The 25,225-nt window shown below is 71.9% G+C and carries 22 protein-coding genes and 1 pseudogene; 12 read left to right on the top strand and 11 right to left on the bottom strand.

The window, feature by feature from the left end:
• Positions 1-73 precede the first annotated feature (73 nt).
• From LHJ74_RS22725 to LHJ74_RS22745, 5 genes are all read right to left on the bottom strand, one after another.
• Complete coding sequence (locus tag LHJ74_RS22725; protein WP_260220009.1) at positions 74-2,110, bottom strand: acetyl/propionyl/methylcrotonyl-CoA carboxylase subunit alpha; 2,037 nt, start codon at positions 2,108-2,110, stop codon at positions 74-76.
• A gap of 106 nt (positions 2,111-2,216) precedes the next feature.
• On the bottom strand, positions 2,217-3,815 hold the full coding sequence (locus LHJ74_RS22730) for an acyl-CoA carboxylase subunit beta (protein ID WP_260220010.1): 1,599 nt from the start codon (positions 3,813-3,815) through the stop codon (positions 2,217-2,219).
• On the bottom strand, positions 3,812-5,593 hold the full coding sequence (locus tag LHJ74_RS22735; protein WP_260220011.1) for an acyclic terpene utilization AtuA family protein: 1,782 nt from the start codon (positions 5,591-5,593) through the stop codon (positions 3,812-3,814). The genes LHJ74_RS22730 and LHJ74_RS22735 overlap by 4 nt, the downstream gene beginning before the upstream one ends.
• Positions 5,590-6,399, bottom strand: coding sequence for a TIGR03084 family metal-binding protein (locus tag LHJ74_RS22740; RefSeq protein ID WP_260220012.1), 810 nt, complete (start codon positions 6,397-6,399; stop codon positions 5,590-5,592). The genes LHJ74_RS22735 and LHJ74_RS22740 overlap by 4 nt, the downstream gene beginning before the upstream one ends.
• 329 nt (positions 6,400-6,728) lie before the next feature.
• Positions 6,729-7,340: a phage tail protein gene (locus LHJ74_RS22745; protein ID WP_260220013.1), complete on the bottom strand. Its 612-nt coding sequence runs from the start codon at positions 7,338-7,340 to the stop codon at positions 6,729-6,731.
• A 283-nt stretch (positions 7,341-7,623) separates the two neighbouring features.
• Between LHJ74_RS22745 and LHJ74_RS22750 the strand changes: the two genes are divergently transcribed.
• Positions 7,624-8,616 carry a GlxA family transcriptional regulator gene (locus LHJ74_RS22750; RefSeq protein ID WP_260220014.1) on the top strand — a complete coding sequence of 331 codons (993 nt, stop codon included), beginning with the start codon at positions 7,624-7,626 and terminating at the stop codon, positions 8,614-8,616.
• A gap of 99 nt (positions 8,617-8,715) precedes the next feature.
• A complete protein-coding gene (locus tag LHJ74_RS22755) occupies positions 8,716-9,339 on the top strand; it encodes an isochorismatase family protein (protein ID WP_260220015.1) in 624 nt (207 codons plus the stop codon).
• A 65-nt stretch (positions 9,340-9,404) separates the two neighbouring features.
• Here LHJ74_RS22755 and LHJ74_RS22760 read toward each other — a convergent pair whose 3' ends face one another.
• Entirely contained in the window at positions 9,405-12,326 is a 2,922-nt protein-coding gene (locus tag LHJ74_RS22760; RefSeq protein ID WP_260220016.1) for an FAD-binding and (Fe-S)-binding domain-containing protein, read from the bottom strand.
• A 129-nt stretch (positions 12,327-12,455) separates the two neighbouring features.
• Positions 12,456-12,920: an Lrp/AsnC family transcriptional regulator gene (locus LHJ74_RS22765; RefSeq protein WP_260220017.1), complete on the bottom strand. Its 465-nt coding sequence runs from the start codon at positions 12,918-12,920 to the stop codon at positions 12,456-12,458.
• 143 nt (positions 12,921-13,063) lie between these two features.
• Between LHJ74_RS22765 and LHJ74_RS22770 the strand changes: the two genes are divergently transcribed.
• The 7 genes and pseudogenes from LHJ74_RS22770 to LHJ74_RS22800 all read left to right on the top strand — a co-directional run bounded on the left by LHJ74_RS22770 (position 13,064) and on the right by LHJ74_RS22800 (position 18,242).
• On the top strand, positions 13,064-13,984 hold the full coding sequence (locus tag LHJ74_RS22770) for an SMP-30/gluconolactonase/LRE family protein (protein ID WP_260220018.1): 921 nt from the start codon (positions 13,064-13,066) through the stop codon (positions 13,982-13,984).
• A 162-nt stretch (positions 13,985-14,146) separates the two neighbouring features.
• Positions 14,147-14,578: a hypothetical protein gene (locus LHJ74_RS22775; protein WP_375546819.1), complete on the top strand. Its 432-nt coding sequence runs from the start codon at positions 14,147-14,149 to the stop codon at positions 14,576-14,578.
• Positions 14,579-14,649: 71 nt separating this feature from the next.
• The gene (locus tag LHJ74_RS22780) at positions 14,650-15,135 is read left to right on the top strand and encodes a hypothetical protein (RefSeq protein ID WP_260220020.1); all 486 of its coding nucleotides are present in this window, start codon (positions 14,650-14,652) and stop codon (positions 15,133-15,135) included.
• 75 nt (positions 15,136-15,210) lie between these two features.
• On the top strand, positions 15,211-15,489 hold the full coding sequence (locus LHJ74_RS22785; protein ID WP_260220021.1) for a hypothetical protein: 279 nt from the start codon (positions 15,211-15,213) through the stop codon (positions 15,487-15,489).
• Between the two features lie 144 nt (positions 15,490-15,633).
• Positions 15,634-16,368, top strand: a pseudogene (locus LHJ74_RS22790) (lytic polysaccharide monooxygenase auxiliary activity family 9 protein); the annotation flags it as partial.
• Positions 16,369-16,553: 185 nt separating this feature from the next.
• Positions 16,554-17,672 carry a phosphoserine transaminase gene (gene serC / locus LHJ74_RS22795; protein WP_260220022.1) on the top strand — a complete coding sequence of 373 codons (1,119 nt, stop codon included), beginning with the start codon at positions 16,554-16,556 and terminating at the stop codon, positions 17,670-17,672.
• A 177-nt stretch (positions 17,673-17,849) separates the two neighbouring features.
• Entirely contained in the window at positions 17,850-18,242 is a 393-nt protein-coding gene (locus LHJ74_RS22800; protein WP_260220023.1) for a PNPOx family protein, read from the top strand.
• Between the two features lie 3 nt (positions 18,243-18,245).
• Here LHJ74_RS22800 and LHJ74_RS22805 read toward each other — a convergent pair whose 3' ends face one another.
• Positions 18,246-19,118, bottom strand: a complete 873-nt coding sequence (locus LHJ74_RS22805) for an ABC transporter permease (protein WP_260220024.1) — start codon at positions 19,116-19,118, stop codon at positions 18,246-18,248.
• A complete protein-coding gene (locus LHJ74_RS22810) occupies positions 19,115-20,134 on the bottom strand; it encodes an ATP-binding cassette domain-containing protein (protein ID WP_260220025.1) in 1,020 nt (339 codons plus the stop codon). The genes LHJ74_RS22805 and LHJ74_RS22810 overlap by 4 nt, the downstream gene beginning before the upstream one ends.
• A gap of 167 nt (positions 20,135-20,301) precedes the next feature.
• Here LHJ74_RS22810 and LHJ74_RS22815 point away from each other — a divergent pair, with 167 nt between their 5' ends.
• The gene (locus LHJ74_RS22815; protein ID WP_260220026.1) at positions 20,302-21,096 is read left to right on the top strand and encodes a TetR/AcrR family transcriptional regulator; all 795 of its coding nucleotides are present in this window, start codon (positions 20,302-20,304) and stop codon (positions 21,094-21,096) included.
• Between the two features lie 44 nt (positions 21,097-21,140).
• On the opposite strand, the gene LHJ74_RS22820 is transcribed toward LHJ74_RS22815, so the two are convergent.
• Positions 21,141-22,289, bottom strand: coding sequence for a YjiK family protein (locus tag LHJ74_RS22820; protein ID WP_260220027.1), 1,149 nt, complete (start codon positions 22,287-22,289; stop codon positions 21,141-21,143).
• Positions 22,290-22,379: 90 nt separating this feature from the next.
• Between LHJ74_RS22820 and LHJ74_RS22825 the strand changes: the two genes are divergently transcribed.
• Complete coding sequence (locus LHJ74_RS22825) at positions 22,380-23,060, top strand: GDSL-type esterase/lipase family protein (RefSeq protein ID WP_260220028.1); 681 nt, start codon at positions 22,380-22,382, stop codon at positions 23,058-23,060.
• 179 nt (positions 23,061-23,239) lie between these two features.
• The gene (locus LHJ74_RS22830; protein ID WP_260220029.1) at positions 23,240-24,235 is read left to right on the top strand and encodes an aldo/keto reductase; all 996 of its coding nucleotides are present in this window, start codon (positions 23,240-23,242) and stop codon (positions 24,233-24,235) included.
• 408 nt (positions 24,236-24,643) lie between these two features.
• Here LHJ74_RS22830 and thpR read toward each other — a convergent pair whose 3' ends face one another.
• Complete coding sequence (gene thpR / locus LHJ74_RS22835) at positions 24,644-25,225, bottom strand: RNA 2',3'-cyclic phosphodiesterase (RefSeq protein WP_260220030.1); 582 nt, start codon at positions 25,223-25,225, stop codon at positions 24,644-24,646.

Raw genomic sequence — 25,225 nt, forward strand, 5'->3', positions numbered from 1 at the left:
CCGTGCGGTGCTGTGCGGTGCCGTTCTGCGCTTGCCGTTCTGCGCTTGCCCGAGCTGTGCGGGGCTGCGCTCGTCAGGGGCCGGTTGCCGCCGTCTCCTGGTCGGAGACGACGACCGCCAGGACCGCGCCCACCTCGACCTGCTGCCCGACCTCGGCGTGCAGCGCATGCAGGACCCCGGCGGCGGGGGCCGTGAAACGGTGCTCCATCTTCATCGCCTCCAGCCACAGCAGTGGCTGCCCGGCCGCGACGCGGTCGCCCGTGGCCAGCCCCTCCGCTATCCGTACGACCGTGCCGGGCATCTGGGCCAGCAGTGAGCCGGGTTCGGTGCGGGCCTGCGGGTCCGCGAAGCGGGGCAGGGCGGTGAAGGCGTACGCGCCGAGGGAGGAGTCCACCCACACCCGCACGGCGGCGTCACCCGCTGCGGCGGGCCCGGCGCCGTACGCACTGATCTCGAACTCCCGGCGCACCCCGTCGGCTTCCAGCACAACGGCCCTCTCGGTGGCGGCCAGCAGCCGCACGCCGGCGAAGTCCTCTGCGGCGAGCCCGTCCCGGGTGAGCCGGTAGGCGATCTCGTACTCCCCGCCGTCGGGTTCGGCACGGTAGCTCTTGCGCTGCGGCCGGGAGGGTACGTTCCGCCACCCGCCGAGGCGTGCGGCCACGGTCGGTGCCGCCCGCCGCGCCGCCGCGTCGGCGAGCGCGGCCGCGAGCGCGGCGAGGGCCTGCGGCCGGGCGGTCGCGGTGCCCTCGGGCACGGACGGGGGCGACGGCACCTGGGCCGGGGCAGTCAGCGCGGCGAGGTGCCGGTCGAAGAACCCCGTGTCCGGCTGGGCGTCGCCGAACTCCGGGTGCCGCAGGGAGCGTACGAGCAGCTCGCGGTTGGTGACCGGCCCGTGGATGCGGGCCCGTTCCAGCGCGCGGGCGAGCGCCCGTACGGCCTCCCGCCGGGTGGGCGCCCAGGTGATGACCTTGGCGAGCAGCGGATCGTAGTGGACGGAGATCATGTCGCCGTCCGCCACTCCGGAATCCACCCGCACGCCGGGGGCGTCGGGGCCCACCTCCAGCCGGTGCAGCACACCCGTCTGCGGCCGCCAGTCGCGCGCCGGGTCCTCCGCGCAGAGGCGGGCCTCGACCGCGTGGCCACGCGGCAGCGGCGGTTCGGCCGCCGGAAGCGGCTCACCCTCCGCGACGCGGATCTGGAGCGCCACCAAGTCCAGCCCGTACACGCGCTCCGTGACCGGATGCTCCACCTGGAGACGGGTGTTCATCTCCAGGAAGTACGCCCGGCCGCGCCCGTCGACAAGGAACTCGACCGTGCCCGCGCCCCGGTAGCCGACCGCGCGTGCGGCCCGCTCGGCCGCCCCGCAGAGTTCGGCGCGCAGCGCCTCGTCCAGCCCCGGCGCGGGCGCCTCCTCGATGACCTTCTGGTGGCGCCGTTGCAGCGAGCAGTCCCTCGTCCCGAGCGTCCAGACGGTGCCGTGCGCGTCGGCGAGCACCTGCACCTCGATGTGGCGCCCGCGTTCGACGTACGGCTCCACGAAGACCTCGCCGTCTCCGAAGGCGGCGGCGGCCTCGGCCCGCGCCGCCTCGATCTGGCCCGGCAGCGCGGCGAGTTCACGTACGACGCGCATGCCGCGTCCGCCGCCGCCCGCCGCCGCCTTGACCAGCAGCGGCAGTTGCTCCTCGCGCGCCTGAGTCGCGGCCACGGACTCCAGCAGCGGGACGCCAGCTTTGGCCATCAGCTCCTTGGCGTGGGTCTTGGACGCCATCGCGTCGACCGCCTCCGGCGGCGGCCCGATCCACACCAGGCCCGCGTCCTGGACGGCACGGGCGAAGCCGGCGTTCTCGGAGAGGAATCCGTAGCCGGGGTGGACGGCGTCCGCGCCCGTGGCCAGGGCCGCCTTGATGATCAGGTCGCCGCGCAGATAGGTGTCCGCCGCCGCGCTGCCGGGCAGCCGGACGGATGCGTCGGCCTCCCGCACATGCGGGGCGGTCGCGTCCTCGTCGGAGTGGACGGCGAGGGTGGCGATGCCCAGCTCCCGGCAGCTGCGGAAGACTCGGCACGCGATCTCGCCCCGATTCGCGACGAGTACGGATTCGATTGCCCTCACCGCTACCTCAGTCCCCTTCACCGGCATCCCCCTCGCGTTCGCCTCTGTTCCTTCCCCGTCGGCCCGCACTCCGCTCTCACCTCCGGCGCACTCACGTCCGGCGCCCTCACATCCGGAAGACGCCGAAGCCACCGCGTGCCCCCTCGACGGGAGCGGTGTGGACGGCGGACAGGCACAGCCCCAGCACGGTGCGGGTGTCACGCGGATCGATCACACCGTCGTCGTAGAGCCGCCCGGAGAGGAACATCGGCAGCGACTCCGACTCGATCTGCTCCTCGACCATCGCGCGCAGCGCCGCGTCGTTGTCCTCGTCGTAGGGCTGCCCCTTGGCCGCCGCCGATTCGCGCATCACGATGGACAGCACCCCGGCGAGCTGCTGCGGCCCCATGACCGCCGACTTCGCGCTGGGCCAGGAGAAGAGGAAGCGCGGATCGTAGGCCCGCCCGCACATGCCGTAGTGCCCGGCGCCGTAGCTGGCGCCCATCAGCACGGACAGGTGCGGCACCTTCGAGTTCGACACCGCGTTGATCATCATGGCGCCGTGTTTGATGATGCCGCCCTGCTCGTACTCCTTGCCGACCATGTAGCCGGTCGTGTTGTGGAGGAAGAGGAGCGGGATGTCGCGCTGGTTGGCGAGCTGGATGAACTGGGTGGCCTTCTGCGACTCCTCGCTGAACAGCACGCCCTGGGCGTTGGCGAGGATGCCGACCGGATAGCCGTGCAGGCTCGCCCAGCCGGTGGCCAGGCTTGCCCCGTAGAGCGGTTTGAACTCGTCGAAGTCCGAGTCGTCGACGATCCGGGCGATCACCTCGCGCGGGTCGAAGGGCACCTTCAGATCACCCGGCACGATGCCGAGCAGTTCGTCCTCGTCATGGCGCGGGGGCGCGGCGGGCAGCGGATCGGGCTGCGCCTTGCGCCAGTTGAGCCGGGCGACGACGCGGCGGGCGCGGCGCAGCGCGTCCGGCTCGTCGACGGCGAAGTAGTCGGCCAGCCCGGAGGTACGGGCGTGCATCCCGGCGCCTCCCAGCTCCTCGTCCCCGGCCTCCTCACCGGTCGCCATCTTCACCAGCGGCGGCCCGCCGAGGAACACCTTCGCCCGCTCCTTGACCATGATCACGTGGTCGGACATGCCGGGAATGTAGGCGCCGCCCGCCGTCGAGTTGCCGAACACGACGGCCACGGTGGGGATTCCGGCCTCGGACAGGCGGGTGATGTCCTTGAAGAGTGCGCCGCCGGGGATGAAGATCTCCTTCTGGCTGGGCAGATCGGCGCCGCCGGACTCCACCAGGCTGATGCAGGGCAGCCGGTTGGCCCGCGCGATCTCGTTCGCCCGCAGCGCCTTCTTGAGCGTCCAGGGATTGCTCGCTCCGCCGCGTACGGTCGGGTCGTTGGCGGTGATCAGGCACTCCACGCCCGACACCACGCCGATCCCGGCGACCAGCGAGGCGCCCACGGTGTAGTCGCTGCCCCAGGCGGCCAGCGGGGAGAGTTCGAGGAACGGCGTGTCGGGGTCGAGCAGCAGCTCGATCCGCTCACGGGCGAGCAGCTTGCCGCGCTCTCGGTGCCGGGCGACGTACTTCTCGCCGCCCCCGGCCGTCGCCTTCGCCTGCTCCGCCTCCAGCCCGGCGAGTTTCCCGGCCATCGCGGCACGGTTGTCCGCGTATTCCTGACCCGTCGTGTCCAGCACGGAACGCAACACGGTCACAGCAACTCCTCCGGGATCTCGACCTGACGGGACCTCAACCACTCGCCCAGTGCCTTGGCCTGGGGGTCGAAGCGGGCCTGGGAGGCGGCTCCGTCGCCCAGGATTCCCTCGACCACGAAGTTGACGGCCCGCAGCTGCGGCAGAAGATGCCGGGTGACCTCCAACCCCACGGTCTCGGGGAGCAGTTCACGCAGCCGGGTGGTGGTGAGTGTGTGCGCCAGCCAGCGCCAGGCCCGCTCGTCGCGCACCCAGACGCCGATGTTGGCGCTGCCGCCCTTGTCTCCGCTGCGGGCCCCGGCCACCGTGCCCAACGGCACCCGGCGGGTGGGACCGTACGGTGCGAGGGCCTGTCCGAGGGGCGGGGGCAGCGGCGGGTCGGCGAGCGGGACGACGGTCCGGGTCCCGGATGGCCGGGCAACCGGGAGCCGCCGCCCGTCCGGAAGCACAGCGGTGTGCGCCACCTCGGCCGCGTCCACGTACGCCGCCTCGAACACCCCGTACGGCGCGCCCTTGCCGGGCGGGGCGGTGACATGGAAGCCGGGGTAGCTGCCGAGCGCCAGCTCGACCGCCGCCGCGCTCACCGCGCGCCCGACCGTCTCGGCGTCCCCGTCCCGCACCACCAGCCGCAGCAGCGCACTGGCCTCCTCCTGGACGGGCGCGTCGGCACGGTCCGTACGGGCCAGCGTCCAGCGCACCTCGGCCGGAGCGCCGCCGGCGGGGCGGGCGGCGGCGAGCTGTTCCTCCATCTGCTGCCGCACCAGCTCCGCCTTCGCCTCGATGTCGAGGCCGGTCAGCACGAACACGACCTCGTTGCGGTAGCCGCCCAGCCGGGTGAGGCCGGCCTTCAGGGTGGGCGGCGGCGCCTCGCCTCGTACGCTCCCGCCGTCGGCGCCGGTGATCCGCACCCGGTCCGGGCCGTCGGGCGACAGGCGCACGGAGTCCAGCCGGGCGGTGACATCCGGTCCGGCGTAGCGGGCGCCACCCGTCTCGTACAGCAGCTGGGCCGTCACCGTGCCGACGGTCACGGCACCGCCGGTGCCCGGATGCTTGGTGATCACCGAGGTGCCGTCGGAGTGGATCTCGGCGAGCGGGAAGCCGGGGCGGCGTACGTCCAGACCTTCCTGGGCGAAGAAGGCGTAGTTCCCGCCGGTGGCCTGGGTGCCGCACTCCAGCACATGCCCGGCGACGACGGCTCCGGCAAGCGCGTCCAGATTCTGGGAACCTCCCCTGTCCCAGCCGAAGTGGGCGGCGGCGGCACCGGTCACCAGCGCGGCATCCGTCACCCGGCCGGTCACCACCACATCGGCGCCCGCCCGCAGGCACTCGGCGATCCCGGCGCCGCCGAGATACGCGTTCGCGGTGAGCACGCCCTCGCCCCAACGGCCCAGCCCGGGGCCGCCCGCGAGCAGGTCGTCCCCCTCCACATGCGCCACCCGAGCCGGAACGCCGACCCGATCCGCCAACTCCCTTACCGCATCCGCGAGTCCGGCCGGGTTGAGGCCGCCCGCGTTGGTCACCAGTTTCACGCCACGGTCGTGGGCGAGGCCGAGGCCGTCCTCCAGCTGCCGCAGGAAGGTCTTCGCATAGCCACGTCCGGGGTCCTTCATCCGGTCGCGGCCGAGGATCAGCATGGTCAGCTCGGCGAGGTAATCGCCGGTGAGGACGTCGAGTTCGCCGCCGCAGAGCATCTCGCGCACGGCATCGAAGCGGTCGCCATAGAAGCCGGAGGCATTCCCGACGCGCAACACGGCGGAGGCCGCGCCAGAACCCACGCTCACGAGGCCGCGCCCGTGACGCTCGCGTCGCGCGGGGCCCGCCCCGCACCGGGCGGGCCCGCGAAGGCCTGGGCGATGCCGAGCCAGTGCTCGGCGTCGGCGCCCTCCGCCCGCAGGGCGGTGTCGCTGCGGTGCATCCGCTGAGTGACCAGCCTGCAGAAGTCCAGCGCCGGTCCCGTCACGCGCTGCTCCGCGTCCTCTGGACCGTGTGCCCACAATGCGCCGTCCGGTGCCCGCAGTTCCACCCGGAAGGAGGCAACGGGCGGCTCCAGCCCACGGGCGGCATAGGCGAAGTCGCGCGTCCGCACGCCGATCCACGCCACGTGCCGCAACCGTGCCGTCGGCTCCCGGCGGACGCCCAGCGCGTCGGCGATGTCCTCACCGTGTGCCCAGGTCTCCATCAGCCGGGCGGTGGCCATCCCCGCGGCGCTCATGGGCGGCCCGTACCACGGCAGCCGACGGCCACGGGGGACCCGGGCCAGCTCCGCCAGCAGCTCTGCCCGGCCCGCCCGCCACTCGGCCAGCAGAGCGGCCACCGGCTGCGCGGCGCCCTGCTCCGCGCCCTCGTCCACGAACGTGCCGGGTGAGGCGAGCGCGGCCTCCGCCTCCTGCCAGAACGCGGCCTCGTCCCGCACAGCGAGCAGGGCCCGCGCGTCCGTCCAGGCCAGATGGGCGATCTGGTGCGCGATCGTCCATCCCGGAGCGGGTGTGGCCTGCCGCCACCCCTCCTCGGGCAGCTCGGCCAGGAGCGGGTCCAGACTCCCGCTCTCGGCCCGCAGATCCTCCAGCACCTCGTCCGCACCGGACACGTCGAACTCCCGCCACTCGGTCAGCCGTTCCGGACCACGTCAGCCGTTCCGGCGTAGAGCGTGGCAGCACCCACAGAAACAATCAAGCACGCCTGCATGATTTTTTCCGGGAGCCTGCGGACCGCGTGGAGCGCGGGACCGGCCCCGAGGAGTCGTGGGGAAGTCCCCCTCCCCCACGACTCCGACGATCATCCGAGCAGTCTGCCCGGCATCGCCCTCTCGAGGCCCCGCGCCGCCGCGTTTCCTCGCATGACGCGGCCCGCCCCGTCACAGCCCCCGGCGGGACGGGGCAGGGCGGGGCGGGGCGGGGCGGAAAGGTTCCCCCGGCCTCAGCTGATGGTCAGGCTCGTGAACCGGATCGTGACGGTCTCGGCGCGGTCAGCGCCGGCCGAGGTATCGACCTTGATGACCGTGGGGTTCTGCATGGTGTACTGCTTGACCGCCGAGTCCTGGTAGTCGAGCAGCACGATGGAGGCGGTCGCGGGCTGGATCCTTCCATTGACCAGCCCGGTGAACTGCGCGGAATGGGTGGTGCCACGGACGACGGTCACCGTCCCGCCGCTCTGCTGGCCCGGGATGAGCTTGCGACCGGGCGTCCCCTGCTGCTGGTGCTGCTGCTGCGTGGACTGCTCCTGGTTCAGGCCCGAGACCTCCTTGAGGTACTCGACGCGCGCGCCCTCGATGTTCAGTGCGAAGTTGTGGGCGGTGAGCGAGTCGCCCGGCTGGAGGCCCCCCTCGGCCTTGGACCTCAGCTTCGAACCGCTCTTCGCCCCGGCGTCGGAGGAGCCGGCGCCCGAGTGACTCTTCTGGGACGAACTGCTGCTCGAGGAGTCGGTGTCCGAGGAGCCGGACCCGCACGCGGTCAGCAGGCCCAGGGACAGTAGGGCCGCCGTGACCGCTCCGGCCATGCGGCGGCGGCTGGAGCTGGTGGATCGGGCCATTACGAGTCTCCCTGGGCCGTCGGAGGTTCCCTGCCGGGGCGTCTTCGGCACTCGCAGCCCGGCGTGACACCTCCGACACTCGCAATCCGGTGTGCTGTTACCGCCTTGGCCGTGTCACGCCCCCGTCACAGCCACTGTGGGCCCACGGCCCGGCAGGTCCGTGTGCGCGGGAGGAACGGTGTGCGCGGCACCGGCACCGGCACCGCGCGGCTTTCACCACGTGTCCGGATGTGACAGTTAGCCGTCATTGCGGTCATGGGGTGGCGGTGGCGAGAATTGCCTCATGCCCCGTTCGCACCGTGTCGTCATCGCGGTCTTCCCCGATGTCGACCTCCTCGACGTCACCGGCCCGGCCGAGGTCTTCTCGCTGGCCAACCGGGAGACCTCGGGCCGCGCCCGCTATGAGGTCCATCTCGCCGGGCCGTCCGCCGGCGAGGTGCGGACGTCGGCGGGTGTGCGGCTGCTGGCCGATCTGTCCTTCGACGAGGTCAGCGGGCCGGTGGACACCCTGCTGGTGCCCGGCGCGGTCGACTGGACCGCCGAGGGGCCCGTGGCCCGGCTCGACGCCGGTGTCGTGGCCTGGGTGAAGGAGACCGCCGCGCAGGCCGGCCGGGTGGCCTCGGTGTGCGTCGGTGCGCACGTACTGGCGGCGGCCGGGCTGCTCGACGGAAAGACGGCGACCACGCACTGGTCGACCGCCGCCCAGCTCACCGCGGAACATCCGGCTGTCACGGTCGACCCCGATCCGATCTTCGTCCGCACCGACCGCGGCCGGCTGTGGACGGGCGCCGGGATCAGCGCCTGCCTGGACCTCGCGCTCGCCCTGGTGGCCGAGGATCTGGGCGAGGAGGCCGCGCTTGCCGTGGCCCGGCAGCTGGTGATGTATCTGAAGCGGCAGGGCGGTCAGAGCCAGTTCTCCGTGCCGCTCAGCAGACCCGCATCAGCCCGCCGGGACATCGACGAGCTGCGGCTCTGGATCGCGGACCATCTCGATCAGGACCTGTCCGCGGAAGTGCTGGCGGCCCGGATGTGCCTGAGCGAGCGGCATTTCGCCCGCGTCTTCAAGCAGGAGACCGGTACCAGTCCTGCCGCCTATGTCGAAGCCGCCCGGGTCGAGGTGGCCCGGCGCCTGCTGGAGACGACCGACTGCCCGCTCGACCAGGTCGCGGACGTGGCCGGGCTCGGCTCGGCGGAGACCCTGCACCGGGCGCTCAAGCGCCAGCTCGCCACCACCCCCGCCGCCTACCGACGCCGTTTCCGCACGCAGGCCGCCTGAGCTTCTCCCGACAGCTGAGCCTCTCCACCCCAGCGTTCCCCCGTACGCGGGCACGGCGGGCAGCTCCGTCATGCTCGGTCTCCCCATGAAAGGCACACCATGAGCACGAACCAGCCCTCCACCACGCTGCGTGACGTCATCGGTCTGGACAGCCGGCCGCCCAGGCTGAACGACTCCATCCTGATCCTGATCGACGTCCAGAACACCTACCGCACCGGCGTGATGGCCCTGGAGGGCGCCGAAGAGGCCGTGGCAGCGGCCGCACGCCTCTTGGAGCGGGCCCGCGCCGCGGGCACCCCGGTCATCCACGTCATCAACGACGGCGGCGAGAACACCCCTTACGACATCCGCGCCCACATCGGCGCCCTCAGCGACGAGGTCGCCCCGGCGGAGGGCGAGACGGTCGTGGTCAAGCAGTTCCCCAACTCCTTCCACGCGACCGAGCTGGAGAAGACGCTGACCGGTCTGGGCGCCGCCCCCGGCAGCGGCAAGGACCTGATCCTGGCCGGGTTCATGACCCATATGTGTGTCAACTACACCTCCCAGGGCGCCTTCAACCTCGGCTACCGCCCCAGCGTCGTCGCCGAGGCCACCGCCACGCGCGCCCTCACCTGTCCGGACGGCTCCGTTCTGCCCGCCGCCACCCTCCAGACCGCCGCCCTGACGGGCATCACCGACCTGTTCGGCACGGTCGTCCCCACCGTCGACGCCCTCCCCGTCTGACCCCGGCCAGGGCCCCCGGCCCGCCGCCCCCCCCGCGCGCGGCGGGGGCGGCGGGCCGGCAGCAGTCAGCCCCGCTGGTCCTGGTCGCCCAGGCGGTCCGCGAGGACCTCCGCGAGGTGCCGGCTGCGCTGCCCGCCGAGTTGTTCGAGCTGGGTGCGGCAGGAGTAGCCGTCGGCCAGGAGTTCCGTCTCCGGGTCGGCGGCGAGCGCGTCGCGTACGGCCGGCAGCAGCTGGTCGTCCGCGCAGGCGGCCGAGACCTCGTAATGGCCCTGCTCAAAGCCGAAGTTGCCCGCGAGGCCGCAGCAGCCGCTGCTCAGTTCACCGGTCATTCCGGCCCGTTCGCGCAGCCTGCGGTCTGCCGCGTCGCCCAGGACCGCATGCTGATGGCAGTGGTTCTGCCCGGCCACCGGGCGGTCGACGCGGGGCGGTGTCCAGTGCGGCGCGTACTCCTCCAGCGTCTCCGCGAAGGTGCGTACGGAGGCGGCGAGCCGTGCGGCGCGGGGGTCCTCCTCGCCCAGCAGCTCCGGCAGGTCGGTCTTGAGTGCGGCGGCGCACGGCGGTTCCAGCACGGTGACGGGGAGCCCGGCGTCCAGCGCGGGCTCGATCCGGTCCAGGGTCTTGCGCAGCACCTTCCGCGCCTGGTCCAGCTGGCCGGTGGAGACGTAGGTCAGCCCGCAGCACACCTGCTTCGGCGGTACGGCGATGCGCAGCCCGGCGTCCCGCAGCACGTGCACGGCCGCCGTACCGGCCTCCGGGGAGAGGTAGTTGGTGAAGGTGTCGGGCCACAGCACGATCCGCCGGCCGCCCGGCGAGTGCGCGTCAGACGCACGCCCGTCCGGGGACCGCCCGTCCGGCGACTGCCCCTCCTCGGCCGCACGGGCGGTGCGGTCGCGCAGGGCCTCGGCGCGCCACCACCGGCTGAAGGAGCCGTTCGGCAGGGCCGGGATGTCCCGCTCCCGCGCCAGCCCGCCAAGCCGCTTGCCGATGTCCGCCAACGGCCCGATCCGGGCACCGGCGTTGAGCAGCGGGGCGCTGCGCGTGGCGGCGATGATGCGGAGCCACTGCGGCAGCCGTCCCATCGAGTAGTGCGCCATGGGGCGACGCCGCCCCTCGTAGTGGTGGTGCAGGAACTCCGCCTTGTAGGTGGCCATGTCCACCCCCACCGGGCAGTCGCTGCGGCAGCCCTTGCAGGACAGGCACAGGTCGAGGGCATCCCGCACCTCCTCCGACTGCCAGCCGTCCGTGACGACTTCGCCGGCGAGCATCTCGTGCAGCAGCCGCGCCCGGCCGCGCGTGGAGTGCTTCTCCTCGCCGGTGGCACGGAAGGAGGGGCACATGACGTTGGCGCCCGACGAGGTCTCGCGGCATTTGGCGACGCCCACGCAGCGCCGCACCGCCGCCGAGAAGTCGCCGCCGTCGTGCGGGTAGCCGAACTCCACGTCCACCGGCTTGCGCGGCAGCGGCGCGAAGCGCAGGTTCTCGTCCATCCGGGCGGGGCGCACCAGCATGTCCGGGTTCAGCCCGGCCGCCGGGTCCCACAGATCCTTGAAGTCGCCGAAGAGACCGACCATTTCGGGCCCGTACATCTTCGGGAGCAGTTCGGCGCGCGCCTGCCCGTCGCCGTGTTCGCCGGAGAGCGAACCGCCGTGGGCGACCACCACATCCGCGAGTTGGTGGCTGAAGTCCCGGAAGCGCCGGATGCCTTGGTCGCTGAGCAGGTCGAAGTCGATCCGCACATGGATGCAGCCGTCCCCGAAGTGTCCGTACGGCAGTCCGCGCAGGCCGTGTTCGCCCAGCAGTTCGCGGAAGTCCCGCAGATAGGCGCCGAGTCGCTGTGGCGGTACGGCGCAGTCCTCCCAGCCGGGCCATGCCTCGCTGCCGTCGGGCATGCGGGTGGCCGTGCCGGAGGCGTCCTCCCGTACGCGCCACAGTGCGCGTTGCGCGGCGGGGTCGGTGACTACCGCGTGGTCGGTTGTGCCCTCGGCCGCCGCCCGGCACAGCTCCTGGGCGCGGGACAGCGCCTCGGCCGGCTCAGCGCCGCCGACCTCGGCGAACAGCCAGGCGGCGCCCCGGGGCAGGGTGGCCCGTGCGGCTTCGCCGACCAGGTCGTGCGCCATGCCCTCGACGGTCAGCGGTCCGTACGGCAGCAGTGCGGCGGCGGCTTCGGCGGCGGCGCTCTCGTCCGGATAGCCGAGCACGGCGAGCGCGCGGGCACCGGGTGTCTCCAGCAGCCGGACGGTGGCCTGGGTCAGTACGCCCAGGGTCCCTTCGCTGCCGGTGAAGGCGCGGGCCCAGTCCTCGCCGTTCTCGGGGAGCAGGGCGTCGAGCGCGTACCCGGAGATCCGGCGCGGCAGTTCGGGGAATCCGGTGCGCAGCCTGGAGAGTTCGCGCTGGACGAGCCTGCGCCCGCCCTCGCGCAGCTCGGCGGGGACGCCCTCGCCGCCGGGAGCCAGCGCGGCGCGGGCTCCGCCGTAGGTGAGGACGTCCAGTTCGCGTACGTTGTCGGCGGTGGTGCCCCAGGCCACCGAGTGGGAGCCGCAGGAGTTGTTGCCGATCATCCCGCCGAGCGTGCACCTGCCGTGGGTGGACGGGTCGGGTCCGAAGGTGAGTCCGTGCGGTGCGGCGGCGGACCGCAGGTCGTCCAGGATGACGCCGGGCTGGACGAGGGCGGTACGGGCCTCTGGGTCGATCCTCTCGATGCGGTTCATATGCCGGGTGAAGTCGAGGACGATGCCGGTGCCGGTCGCCTGCCCGGCGATCGACGTACCGGCGCCCCGTGCCACCACGGGCACGCCGCGCTCCCGGCACGCGGCGAGGACCGCCGCCACGTCGTCGGCGTCCCTCGGCGCGACGACTCCGACGGGCACGCGCCGGTAGTTGGAGGCGTCCATCGTCATCAGTGCTCTGCTGCCCGTGTCGAACTCCACTTCGCCGCGTACGGACTTGCGGAGTGCCTGCTCGATGTCGCTCATGTCTGCTGCTGCCATGCCCCCAGCGTGCACGCTGAAAGCCCCGCAGCCGAGACGCCTCACCCTTCCCATGCGCCTCGGTACTCTCCGGACTCACAGGGCCGCTCGGTGTGACGATCTCCCCCGCGCCCTGTCGCGGGGAGGTCGTTACGGCGCCGGTGGCTCCGGGCTGGCCGGACTGAGGGGGCGCTCGAAGAGGGTCTCGAGGACGACGATCGTCTGCGTGCCCGTCACCCCCTCGATCCCGAAGAGGCGGCCCAGCACCTCCTGGAGCGCCTCGGTCGTCCCCGTCCGCACCTTGACCAGCACCGACGCGCTGCCCGCCACGATGTGCGCCTCCTCGATCTCCGGCAGTTCGGCCAGCGCCTCCGCCGTTCCCGCGCTGCCCATCCAGGCGGACGCGTCGACCATCACATAGGCGAGCACGCCGCGCCCCACGGCTGCCGGATCGACCTCGACCCTCGTACTGCGCACGACCCCGCGGGCCCGCAGTTTGCGCACGCGCTCGTGCGCCGCCGCCGCCGACAGCCCCACGGCCGCGCCGAGCGTCGCGTACGACTGGGTGGCGTCCTGCTGGAGGAGGACGATCAGCTGGGTGTCAATGTCATCCACATCGCGCACCATGAGTGGACACCATTCCTTCCTTATCGAATAACTCCGTACGGTATCTTGTCTTCAGTCAATGAAGCCGAACGATACTCACCTCACCCGTCTGCCTCATCTGACCGTCTACTGCCTTTCGGAGGAAGAAGCCCATGTCCGACCTCAGCACCGAGCTGTACGACGTGATCGACAAGCGGTTCCGCCCCTGCACGATCGGCGACAGCCGACTGGAAAAGCTCCACGGCGGCGGCCGCTGGGTGGAGGGCCCGCTCTACGTGCCCGCCGGCCGCTACCTGCTCTGGAGCGACATCCCCAACGACCGCTTGCTGCGCTGGGACGAAACGACGGGCGCCGTCGGCGAGTTCCGCAGCCCGGCCGGTTTCCCCAACGGCAACACCCTTGACCGCGAAGGCCGGTTGATCACCTGCGAGCAGGGCAACCGGCGCGTCACCCGCACCGAACACGACGGCGGCATCACGGTGCTCGCCGACCGCTTCGAGGGCAAGCGCTTCAACAGCCCGAACGACGCGGCGGTCAAGTCGGACGGCTCCGTCTGGTTCTCCGACCCGGACTTCGGCATCACCAGCGACTACGAGGGCCACCGCGGCCCCTCCGAGATCGGCGCCACCCAGGTCTACCGCCTGGACCCCGAGAGCGGCGACGTACGCCTCGCCGCCTCCGGCTTCGCCGGGCCGAACGGGCTGGTCTTCTCACCGGACGAGCGGCAGCTCTACGTCTCCGACAGCCGCGCCAACCACATCCGCGCCTTCGACGTCGCGGACGACGGCACCCTCATCAACGACCGGGTCTTCGCCAGCTGCACCGAGGGAAACTTCGACAACATCCGCTTCGACACCGACGGCCGCCTCTGGGCCGCCGCGATGGAGGGCGGCGTTCACTGCTACGCGGACGACGGCACCCTCATCGGCCGCATCCGCACCCCGGAGCCCGTCGCCAACATCCGCTTCGGCGGCCTCCGGCGCAACCGGCTCTTCCTGGCCGCCAACACCTCGCTCTACTCCCTCTTCATGGGCGTCACCGGCACACCGCACCCGGTTGCGGCACGCGTCTGAACGACCGGAACCAGACGGCCTGCAACCCTTCGCACCCCTTGCGTGTCTTCATGGACAAAGCGAAGAACACCATGATTAGTGGCTTTCATGGATCTCAGCGACGAGGGGGAAGCGATGGGCAAGAAGGCACACAGGTCCCGCCGGGCACGGGTGCGGCGGGCCATGGCACTGGCGGTCGGCGCGGCGGCGTTCGCCACGCTGGGCACGGCGGGCGCCGCCGAAGCGGGCGGGCCCGCCGGGCAGCAGCGGGCACAGACGGTGGAGCGCGAGCGGATCGCCGCCTCCGTACTGGGCGACGACTACAAGATCACGCTCACCGCGCTGCGCTCGGACACCGATCCGTACGCCGCCTCGGTGCGGATGCGTGCCTTCACCCAGCAGGACGGCGCCTGGCAGGAGAGCGACCGGGTAACCGTCGGGGAGGTGGAGGGCTGGTTCTGGTTCCCGCTGACGGGAAGTCAGGCCGTCTGCCAGTTCTCCACCGCGAGCACGGAGCCCGCACCCATCACGGTGAGCCTGCTGGTCACGCCCTCGATCGGCTGCTCGGCACCCGAGGCGTTCGAACTCCGGGACGGGCGCTTCTACCGCCCCTGACGCCGCGGTTGCACCGCCGGCCGTGACAGCCCCCGCTGCCGCGGCGGGCGGTGCCTCCGTACGATCGGAACATGTCTGCAGACGCACCGCTCACCCGAGCGTCTTTCCTCCGTCTCACCCCCGTCCGCGCGCCCGCGCCGCTGCGCCTGCTGCCGGACCGCCTCTGGACGGACGAGGAGTGGAGCCGCATCCGGCAGGGCCTCCGGGCGCGCAGCATGGACGAGAAGTGGCACGTCTTCACCGAGGGCGACGTCGCCTTCCTGCACCGCAGCTGGACGGGCAACGGGATCTACGAGGTGACCTTCGCACCCTCCCCCGCTCCTGACACTGGCTCTGGCACTGACCCTGGCACTGCCTCCGCGGGCGACAGGCGGGTGGTCTCGGCCACCGTCGAGACGGATCCGGAGCGCTACCGGAGCAGGGGCGGGGAATTCGAGAGCCTGATGATCGAACTCATCCTCGGCTCGATCGTGCTGGGCGATCCGGCCCCGGAGCTGTGGGCCCGCCACGCGGAGCTGCTCGCCGTCCCGCCGCAGGACGGCGAGCGGGAGGGGTGAGGCCGTCACCGGGCCCCGCCGCTCGGTCGGGGTCGGCGTGAACGCGGGGCCGCCGCCCGTCCATAGACTGCGCGGATGTCCTGGATAACCCCGCGCCGCCTGGGCGCCGCCGCCGTTCTGTATGCGACGTTCGTGGGCGGCTGGTACCTCGGCCAGCCGTTGGATCCGGAGTGCGCGGTGGAGGCGGACTCCGGGTACGAGCCCGCACCGCCCGGGCCCGCCGATCTCGAAATCACCCAGGGCACGGCCATCGTGCGGGACGTCGCCACCGCCGAGGTCTTCAGCACCGGCTACTGCGACTCGTACACACAGCACCCTCGTGTCTGGGCATGGGTCAACGGGGACTGGCGCTGACGCCGGCGCCTGCATCCCGGCCACCCGGCGGTCGTCCGGCGAACCAGTGTTTACAGTCCGGCTGCGGCGCGCTACGTTCCGAATGGGAGCGCTCCCAGTCAGCGTCATCACTCGTTCCACCCCACAGAAGGGACGACAAGCGCAATGGCCTTACGACCGATCGACCGGAGCCTTCGGAGGCACCGGTACCGCAGAGGCACCCTGCTGGCCCTGCTCGCCGCACTGCCGGGCCTGTGCCTGGTCTTCTTCACCGGGGGCAGCGCCTCCGCCCACGGAGCGCCCATGGAGCCGGGCAGCCGCACCTATCTCTGCTGGCAGCACAGCCTGTCCGACACGGGCGAGATGAAGCCCACGAACCCCGCCTGCCAGGCCGCACTCGACGAGGGCGGCGCCACACCGTTCTACAACTGGTTCGCCGTGCTGCGTTCGGACGGCGCGGGCCGGACCGAGGGGTTCATCCCCGACGGGGAGCTGTGCAGCGGCGGCACGGGCGGCCCGTACGACTTCACCGGCTTCAACCAGGCCCGTGAGGACTGGCCTTACACCCACCTGACCTCCGGCGCGGAAATGGAGTTCTCCTACAACGCGTGGGCGGCGCACCCGGGCACCTTCCGGCTGTACGTGACCAAGGACGGCTACGACCCCACGCAGCCCCTCGGCTGGGGCGATCTGGAGGACGAACCGTTCCAGACGGTGACGGACCCGCCGCTCTCGGGCGACGTGGGCTCGATAGACGGGAAGTACACGTGGTCCGGCACCCTCCCCGAGGGCAAGGAGGGCCGCCACCTGATCTACATGGTGTGGGAGCGCTCGGACAGCGCGGAGACCTTCTACAGCTGCTCGGACATCGCGTTCGACGGTGGCAGCGGTGAGGTGACGATTCCCTGAGCACGCGGGCCGCGCGGGCGCCGCACCGCTCGCGCGGCCCCTCAGCCGGCGCAGCCCGTCAGCCCGGCGCGGCCCGTCACCCGTTCGCGTGGCCCGCCGGGAGCTCCGGGGCGCCCGGCCATCTCGCGGTACGGACCGGATCCGTAGAGTGCGGCGCTACCCACTACGCTGCCCAGGTGGCTGATATCCAGATTCCCGCTGACATCAAGCCCGCCGACGGTCGATTCGGCTCGGGTCCGTCCAAGGTGCGTACGGAGGCGCTGAGCGCCCTGGCCGCTACCGGTACTTCACTCCTCGGCACCTCACACCGGCAGGCTCCCGTCAGGGATCTGGTCGGGCGCGCCATCTCAGGCGTCGAGTCGCTCTTCCAGCTGCCCGAGGGTTACGAGGTCGTCCTCGGCAACGGCGGCTCCACCGCCTTCTGGGACATCGCGACGCACGGCCTGATCGAGAGCAGGTCGCAGCACCTGTCCTTCGGCGAGTTCTCCTCGAAGTTCGCGAAGGCCGCCAAGCTCGCGCCGTGGCTGGCCGAGCCGAGCGTGATCCAGTCCGAGCCGGGCACGCACCCGCTGGCGCGGGCGGAGGCGGGCGTGGACGCGTACGCGCTCACGCAGAACGAGACCTCCACCGGTGTCGCCATGCCCGTGCAGCGCGTGCCCGGGGCGGACGAGGGCTCGCTGGTCCTGGTCGACGCCACCTCCGGCGCGGGCGGCCTGCCCGTGGACATCACCGAGACCGACGTCTACTACTTCGCCCCGCAGAAGTCCTTCGCAGCCGACGGCGGCCTGTGGATCGCCGTGTTCTCACCCGCCGCGATCGAGCGGGCCGAGCGCCTCGCCGCGTCCGACCGGCACATCCCGGAGTTCTTCAGCCTGAAGACCGCGATCGACAACTCGCGCAAGAACCAGACGTACAACACCCCGGCCCTCGCGACGGTCTTCCTTCTCGCGGAGCAGCTGGAATGGATCAACGGCCAGGGCGGGCTGGACTGGGCGGTCCGGCGTACTGCCGACTCCGCCCGGCGGCTTTACGGCTGGGCCGAGGAGTCCAAGCACGCGACGCCGTTCGTCGCCGACCCGGCACAGCGCTCGGCGGTCGTCGGCACGATCGACTTCGAGGCCGACATCGACGCCGCCGCGATCGCCAAGACGCTGCGCGCCAACGGCATCGTCGACACCGAGCCCTACCGCAAGCTGGGGCGGAACCAGCTGCGGGTGGCCATGTACCCGGCGGTCGAACCCTCGGACGTGGACGCGCTGACGGCCTGTGTGGATTACGTGGTCGAGCGGCTCTGACCTCTCCCGCGCCTCTACGCCTCCGCGCCTCCACACGGCACGGACGGCGGCACGGACAGGGGCACAGGCAGGGCGGCAGCGCGGGCCCGGATTCGTCCCTCCTCGGACGAGTCCGGGCCCGCGGCCGTTCAGCCCCCGCGCCGTTTCCATGACTGCACGGCTGGGTACCCCGGGCGCATGGCCACTCCCACGACCGGGCTGCACGTCCTCAGTCGCCGCGGGCGAGTGCGGCTGACCACGTACGAGCCGGACGGGCGGCCGGTGGGCAGCTCCGCATGCATCGTCGTCGAAGGCGATCACGCCTTCGTGCGGACGTATCGCAAGGCGAAGCACGCCGAGCGGCTGCGCCGCTATCCGGAGGCGGAGCTGGCCCCCGCCGACCTCGGCGGGACCCCGATCGGCGCCCCGATGAAGGCGCGGGCCCGCCGCCTGGAGGGCTCCGAGGCGCGGCGTGCGGCGGCGAAGCTTGCCCGCAAGCACCCGCTGTTGCAGGGAGTGGCGGCCCCGCTCGGCAGCGCGCTGCGTCTGGACCGGCCCGTCCACTACGAACTGCGGCTGGTCGGCGAGTAGCTGTCAGCGGCTGAGGTGCTGGAACTTGCGGACGGCCAGCGGAAGGAAGACCGCCGTGATGATCAGCGGCCAGACCACCGCCATCAGCAGGGCATGCTCCTCGATCCAGCTGCCCCCGCTGGGCATCGGGTTGCCGTACAGGTCACGGACCGCGTTGGCCGTGGAGGAAACCGGGTTCCACATGGCGATGGTGCCCAGCCAGTCCGGCATCGCCGAGGGCGGGGTGAAGACGCTGGAGATCATCCCGAAGGGGAAGGCGACGGCGAAGAGGTTGCCCGCCGCCTCCTGGTTCGGGGTCATCAGGCCGAGCAGGACGCCGATCCAGATCAGCGAGAAGCGCAGCAGGAGCAGCAGCACGAAGGCGTAGAGGGTGGCGAGCAGCCCGCCGTCCGAGCGCCAGCCGACCACCAGTGCGATCAGGGCCAGCACCAGGAGGTCCAGCCCTGCGTGCAGTACGTCGGAGACGCCGCGCCCGGTCACCACGGCTGAGGGCGCCATGGGCATGGAGCGGAAGCGGTCGGTGACGCCGCGCTCCTTGTCGATGACGACGGCCATCGCGGTGTTCATGAAGCCGAAGGCCATGGTCATCGCGAACATGCCGGGCATCGCGAACGCCTTGTAGTCCACCCCCTCGCCGACGTCCATGGCGCTGCCGAAGACGAAGACGAACAGCAGTACGGAGACGATCGGGAAGCCGAGCTGCCAGGCGATCAGCGAGGGCTGCTTGACGAGATGGGTGAGGTCGCGGCGGACGACCGTCCAGCAGTCGGCGAAGGCCCAGTACAGGCGGCGCTCCGGCCCGTCGAGGTCGATGACCGGCGTGGGGGCCGCCTTCGCGGTGCCGCTCGCTCTGGTGTTCCCTGATGTGCCGCTCATGCCGCCATCACGCCCTCCTGCGGCTTGTTCTTGTTCGCCGCCTCGCTCTCCTTCTCACCGGCCGTGCGGCCGGTGAGGGTCAGGAACACCTCGTCCAGCGTGGGGCGCCGCAGCCCGATGTCCGCCACCGCGATTCCCGCGTCCTGGAGGGTGCGCGCCACTTCGGTCAGCGCCGCGACCCGCTCGCTCACCGGGGCCTGCACCCTGCGTTCCTCCCTGTCGGTCTCCGGTTCGACCCCGCCGGCGGCGACGCGTGCGACCGTCCTGACCACCTCCGGGAGGTCGGCCGCCTCGGCTGCCACGACCTCGATACGGTCTCCGCCGATTGCCTGCTTGAGCCCGGCGGGGGTGTCCTCGGTGACGTTGCGGCCCTGGTCGATGACCGCGATCCGGTCGGAGAGCTTGTCGGCCTCGTCCAGGTAGTGCGTGGTGAGCAGGACGGTCGTCCCCTCGGCTGCGAGCGCCCGTACGGCCTCCCAGACCTCACTGCGTCCGCGCGGGTCAAGGCCGGTCGTCGGCTCGTCCAGGAACAGCACCTCGGGAGCGAGGATCATGCTGGCCGCCAGGTCGAGGCGCCGCCGCATGCCGCCGCTGAAATCCTTCGGCTGCTTGTCGGCGGCCTCGACAAGGCTGAACTGCTCCAGCAGTTCGACGGCCCGCTGCCGGGCGCGTGTGCTGCCGAGGTGGAAGAGCCTGCCGAACATCTCCAAGTTCTGCCGGGCGGTGATGATCTCGTCGACGGCGGCGTTCTGCCCGGTCAGGCCGATGCGTCTGCGGACCTGCCGGGGCTCGCGCCATACGTCGAAGCCGCCTACGACGGCCCGGCCGCTGTCGAGCCGGATGAGGGTGCTGAGGATGCGGACGGCGGTCGTCTTGCCCGCGCCGTTCGGACCGAGCAGGCCGTAGACGCTGCCCCGGGGCACGGCGAGATCGAAGCCGTCCAGCGCGCGCTTGTCGCCGTAGGACTTCCGCAGCCCTTCGGCGAGGACCGAGTAGTCGGACGTTCCCGTAGTCACGGGCTCCCCCTTCATGTAGCTGAGTGCCACCGCGAGCGGCCGGACCTTGCGGATTCCTGCTGCACGAGGACGCGGAACTGGGCGCACTATTTGGGTACGCTGTACTCAGAAGAAAAAGCGTACACCATACGCAGCGAAGGTTCGAGAGAATTAGGATGGCGGACACCATGACGACGGCACAGAGCGGCAGCGGCGACATCCAGCGCAGTCTCGAACTGCTCTGGGGCCTCAAGGAGGCGCCCACCCGGGGCCCCAAGCGAGGGCTGACCCTCCGGGAGATCGTGCGGGCGGCGGTCGAGGCGGCCGACGCCGACGGGATCGAGGCGCTCTCCATGCGCCGCGTCGCGACCGACCTGGGCGTCGGCACCATGTCGCTCTACCGCTACGTCCCGGGCAAGGCCGAACTGCTCGAGCTGATGCTCGACCACACGTACGGAGCACCCTCCGAGCTGGACAGGCAACCCCACCGGGACTGGCGCACCGAGATGGAGGCCCTCGCCCGAGGCAGCTGGAAGATGTATCTGGAGCACCACTGGCTGCTCCAGATCAACGTCGCCCGCCCCCTGCTCGGCCCCAACGCATTGGCCGGATTCGACTTCGCCATGGCGGCCCTGGTCGGGCTCGGCCTGAGTGACCAGGAGCGGGTCAGCGTCATCGTCGCGATCGACAACTTCGTGAGCGGCAGTGCGCGTACGCAGATCAACAGCCTGGAGGCGGCGAAGCGCACCGGAGTCAGCGACACGGACTTCTGGGCCGCCCAGGAGCCGATCCTCACCACGGTGATGCAAAGCGGTGCCTACCCCGCACTCGCCGAGCTCGCCGAGGACAGCTTCGCGCTGACCGGCGAGGACTTCTTCGAATTCGGCCTGGTGCGGCTCCTCGACGGCCTCGCGGACTTCGTCGAGGCGGCGAGCGCGCGCGAGGACCGCGACGACCGTGACGGCCGCGCGCGGAGCAGCTGACCCGGCTGTGGTCAGCTCCGGCCGTGGTCAAGCTCCGGCCGTGGTCAGCTCCGGCGGCGGAAGAGGCGGCGGACGGCCATCCAGACGCCGACCGCCAGGGCGAACGTCGCACCGCCGACCAGCAGCTCACGGTTCTCCTCGGCCGTGTTGCCCTCTCCGTCCCCACCGGAGCCGCCGTCCTTCTCCTCGGCCGCCTTCTCCTTCGCCGCCCGCTCCGGCAGCAGCTCGCCCTCCAGGTCCTCCGGCTCGACCCCGCCGCCCTCGCCCTCCGTACCGAACATCAGCGTGCGGCCGTCCGGTGTGAAGGTCACCGACTCGCCCTGGCGCTGCATCGGGACGTTGACCGTGTCGATCGGCTCCGGACGCCCGTCGGCGGTCCAGCGGTACATCTCGGCGCCGAAGTAGCTGCGCAGCAGCAACCGGGTGCCGTCCGGCGAGAACGCGCCGTCGGTTGCCCACATGTCCGTCCTGCCCACCCGCTGGAAGGTGTTCACGCCCATGGCGGACAGCTTCTCGGGCCCCGCGTAGACGCCGCCCTTCTTCTCGTCGTTCTTGCTCGCTATGTACACGCGGCCGGTCTTCGGGTGCACCATGAGCGACTCGGCGTCACGCGGCCCGTCCGCGTACTGGACGGTGTAGCGGGTGGGCGTGACCGTCGTGTCCCGCAGTTTCTCCGGTTCGGCGAAGCGGTAGATCCACACCTCGCTCCAGCTGCCGCCGAGGTTGTCGCCGATGTCGCCGACGAACAGCTCGCCGCCGGGGCCCAGGGAGATCCCCTCCACATCGCGGGGCTCCACGCCCTGGAGGGTGACGGTGGCCACCGTCTCGCCGGTGCGGCTGTCGACCGCGTACACGTACGGGCCGTCTTCACTGTCGTTGTGGGTCCAGTAGACGCCGGGGTGGGCGCGGCTGGCGGCGAGGCCGCTGGACTCGGTGATCCGCGGGTCCTTGATGTTGAAGGCGGACGGATCGTCGGCGTTCACCCGAGTGGAGGACCCGGCCGTCGCGGCCGGGACGGTGGCGAAGAGCACGCCCACGGCCGCGCAGGCGGCGGACACGGCGAGCGTCACGGCACGGCGCGCCCGGGAGGGCCGGGGCGGGCCGGGCCGCGGGGCAGCGGCCCGCGCCGAACCGTCCCCCGCGGCAGCAGAGTTCGCGGAACCGCCGGACAGCCGGGTGCAGAGTGCGCGCATGCCGCCTAGCCTGCCATCCCCGGGCCGGGTGACCGACCGCGTGACGGGCATCACAGCCCGGCAGCGCCGCGCGTCCGGAAGGATGGGCGGATGCGGATCCTGTTCGTCGGCGACTCGATGACTGTCGGAAGCGCGGGCGACACGACCTGGCGCTACCGGATGTGGCAGCACCTCAACGCCCACTTCGGCGGGCCCTACCGCATCGTCGGCCCGCGCACGGCGCTGCACGAGGACTCCCTCGACTACGCCGATCCCGACTTCCCCGAACGCGCCCGCCGCCATCTGGCGGGCTGGGGAGAGGGCTGGCTGCAGCTGACACCGCTGATCGGCGACGCCGTGCGGAAGGGGAAGGCGGACACCCTCCTGGTCGCCCTCGGTCTGATCGACCTGGGCTTCTACACGGACGCCGCACAGACCGCGGAGAACGCCCGGCGCTTCCTGGCCGAGGCGCGCACCGCGAATCCGCTGCTGCGGGCCGTGATCCTGCCCGTCATACCGAACATCCGTGCCCTGACCGACCCCGGCTTCGCGGCGGAGTGCGCACGCTTCAACGAGCTGCTCGCGAAGACCGTCGCGGACCTCTCGACCCCGGTCTCTCCGCTGCTGCTGGCCACCGAGCCGCCGGAGTGGACCCTGGACCGGGACACCTATGACGGCACCCACCCCTCCGCCAGCGGCGAACATCTGATCGCGGCGGCCTTCGCGGACGCCCTGCACCAGGGGTGGTCGGTGGGCGCCCCGTACGAGCCGCACGGGGCGAACCCTGCCTGACGCGGCACGAGCGAGGATTCACAGCGTGCCCTCCCGCCGAACGTATCGTTGTACAACGCGACTGCATGCGACTGCGCGGCAGTGGGGAGGAGCGGCAAGACGGACGAGTTCCCGCGCGACTGACCGCTGCCCCCGGCGTGCTTGCCTGGAGTCCACTCCAAGGCGTTGGCTTGTCTTTCATGGAGTACACGCAGCTCGGACGCACAGGACTCAAGGTCAGCCGGCTCGTCCTCGGCACCATGAACTTCGGCCCGCAGACCGACGAGGCCGCAAGTCACGCGATCATGGACACCGCGCTCGACGCGGGCGTCAACTTCTTCGACACCGCCAACGTCTACGGCTGGGGCGCGGACAAGGGCCGGACGGAGGAGATCCTCGGCACCTGGTTCGCCCAGGGCGGCAACCGGCGTGAGCGGACCGTCCTGGCCACCAAGGTCTACGGCGACATGGCCACCGAGGGTGCCGCCTGGCCCAACCAGTCGAGGCTCTCCGCTCTCAACATCCGCCGTGCCGTCGACGCCAGCCTCAAGCGGCTCGGTACCGACTACATCGACCTCTACCAGTTCCACCACGTGGACCGGTCGACGCCCTGGGACGAGATCTGGCAGGCGGTCGACGTCCTGGTGCAGCAGGGCAAGATCCTCTACACCGGTTCCTCCAACCACGCGGGCTGGCACATCGCCCAGGCCAACGAGACGGCCGCACGGCGCGGCTCGTACGGGCTGGTCAGCGAGCAGTGCCTCTACAACCTCGCCGAACGCCGCGCGGAGATGGAGGTCATCCCGGCCGCACAGGGCTACGGCCTCGGCGTGATCCCGTGGTCCCCGCTGCACGGCGGGCTGCTGGGCGGCGCGCTCCGCAAGGAGCGGGAGGGCGGCGCGGCCCGCACCGCAACCGGGCGGGCGGCGGACACGCTCGGTGACCCGGTCGGGCGGGCGCAGATCCAGAGGTACGAGGACCTGCTGGACAAGCACGGGCTGGAGCCGGGCGAAGTGGCCCTGGCATGGCTGCTCAGCCGCCCCGGCGTCACGGGACCGATCGTCGGTCCGCGTACGGGGGAGCAGCTGGCGTCGGCGCTGCGTGCGGTGGAGCTGAAGCTGAGCGACGAGGTCCTCAGCGCGCTGGACGTGATCTTCCCCGGCCCCGGCGCGTCTCCGGAGGCATTCGCCTGGTGAGAGGCGCCACGGCCCGGCCCGGTGCGGCGCACGGGGCCGGGCCGTGGCCCGGCCCGGCAGGCTCTCAGCCGCCGAAGGCTGCCGCGACCGCCACCACGACGAACAGCAGCACCAGCGCGCCGCTCACGATTCGCATCCTGGTCTTGGTATTCACGCCCCCACGGTACCGGGACAGCTCGCGCACCGTACCCGGGCCCCGGTACGGCGGCCCTCGCGGCGGACGGCGGCGCCCCCCTTCGCGCCCTGGCCCGCAGATGCGAGGCCACGGCACCGAAGACGTAGAGGACGGCTCTCGCTCCCGCCGCGATGCCCAGCGGCCGGTGCGGCCCGGTCCGCCATGTCCCAGGTGCTGGCCGGATCGCCGGTGTCGTGCGGTGCGGTGTCATGCGGTGCGGTGCGGGCCGGCGCTCAGTCCGAGCGTCCCAACCGCCAGGAGGAAACCGTCTCGTAGGTCGGCTGCTCGCCGGGCACTCCGCTGACCGGCAGCCGACTGCGTACGAGGGCGAGCTCCTCGGCCGTCCAGGACTCGCTCAGGAAACCTTCCAGCGCGGTGACGTACGGCGCCAGCCCACCGGGCGGGCCGTCCAGGCGCGGGCCGCGCGCGAGCGTGAGGTGGGCGTTGAAGCGGTGCACGTCCTCCATGCCGATACCGCTGCGCCGCCCCGCCGCCGCGACCGCTGCGGCGAGCCGCTCCATCGGTATGCGGTCGCCCTCAGCACCGGCCCACAGCGTGCGGTCGCCGAACCGGCCGAGCCCGGAGAGGCGCAATCGGAGCGGCTGCCCTCGCCGGGCCGCGCGCCCCAGCCGCTCGTTCAGCTCGGGCAGCAGCTCCTCCTCGACCTCGCCGTAGAAGGCGAGCGTGAAGTGCCACTGGCTCCGGTCGGTCCAGCGCAGCCGGTCCGAACCGGGCAGCGCCCGGAGCCCTTCCGCAGCCGCCGCCAGCTGGGCGGTGACCTCGCGGGGCGGCAGCAGGGCGGCGAAGAGTCTCAT

It is taken from the genome of Streptomyces gossypii (assembly GCF_025165795.1).
GTDB lineage: Bacteria > Actinomycetota > Actinomycetes > Streptomycetales > Streptomycetaceae > Streptomyces > Streptomyces gossypii.

Bases quoted from the DNA above. Each gene is read 5' to 3' on its own strand.
- LHJ74_RS22815 (WP_260220026.1), top strand. From the start codon at position 20,302: ATGACGACGGCACAGAGCGGCAGCGGCGACATCCAGCGCAGTCTCGAA.
- LHJ74_RS22805 (WP_260220024.1), bottom strand. From the start codon at position 19,118: ATGAGCGGCACATCAGGGAACACCAGAGCGAGCGGCACCGCGAAGGCG.
- LHJ74_RS22760 (WP_260220016.1), bottom strand. From the start codon at position 12,326: ATGGCAGCAGCAGACATGAGCGACATCGAGCAGGCACTCCGCAAGTCC.
- LHJ74_RS22750 (WP_260220014.1), top strand. From the start codon at position 7,624: ATGCCCCGTTCGCACCGTGTCGTCATCGCGGTCTTCCCCGATGTCGAC.
- LHJ74_RS22755 (WP_260220015.1), top strand. From the start codon at position 8,716: ATGAGCACGAACCAGCCCTCCACCACGCTGCGTGACGTCATCGGTCTG.
- LHJ74_RS22780 (WP_260220020.1), top strand. From the start codon at position 14,650: ATGTCTGCAGACGCACCGCTCACCCGAGCGTCTTTCCTCCGTCTCACC.
- LHJ74_RS22825 (WP_260220028.1), top strand. From the start codon at position 22,380: ATGCGGATCCTGTTCGTCGGCGACTCGATGACTGTCGGAAGCGCGGGC.
- LHJ74_RS22745 (WP_260220013.1), bottom strand. From the start codon at position 7,340: ATGGCCCGATCCACCAGCTCCAGCCGCCGCCGCATGGCCGGAGCGGTC.
- LHJ74_RS22785 (WP_260220021.1), top strand. From the start codon at position 15,211: ATGTCCTGGATAACCCCGCGCCGCCTGGGCGCCGCCGCCGTTCTGTAT.
- LHJ74_RS22770 (WP_260220018.1), top strand. From the start codon at position 13,064: ATGTCCGACCTCAGCACCGAGCTGTACGACGTGATCGACAAGCGGTTC.
- LHJ74_RS22800 (WP_260220023.1), top strand. From the start codon at position 17,850: ATGGCCACTCCCACGACCGGGCTGCACGTCCTCAGTCGCCGCGGGCGA.
- thpR (WP_260220030.1), bottom strand. From the start codon at position 25,225: ATGAGACTCTTCGCCGCCCTGCTGCCGCCCCGCGAGGTCACCGCCCAG.
- LHJ74_RS22775 (WP_375546819.1), top strand. From the start codon at position 14,147: ATGGCACTGGCGGTCGGCGCGGCGGCGTTCGCCACGCTGGGCACGGCG.
- LHJ74_RS22830 (WP_260220029.1), top strand. From the start codon at position 23,240: ATGGAGTACACGCAGCTCGGACGCACAGGACTCAAGGTCAGCCGGCTC.
- LHJ74_RS22820 (WP_260220027.1), bottom strand. From the start codon at position 22,289: ATGCGCGCACTCTGCACCCGGCTGTCCGGCGGTTCCGCGAACTCTGCT.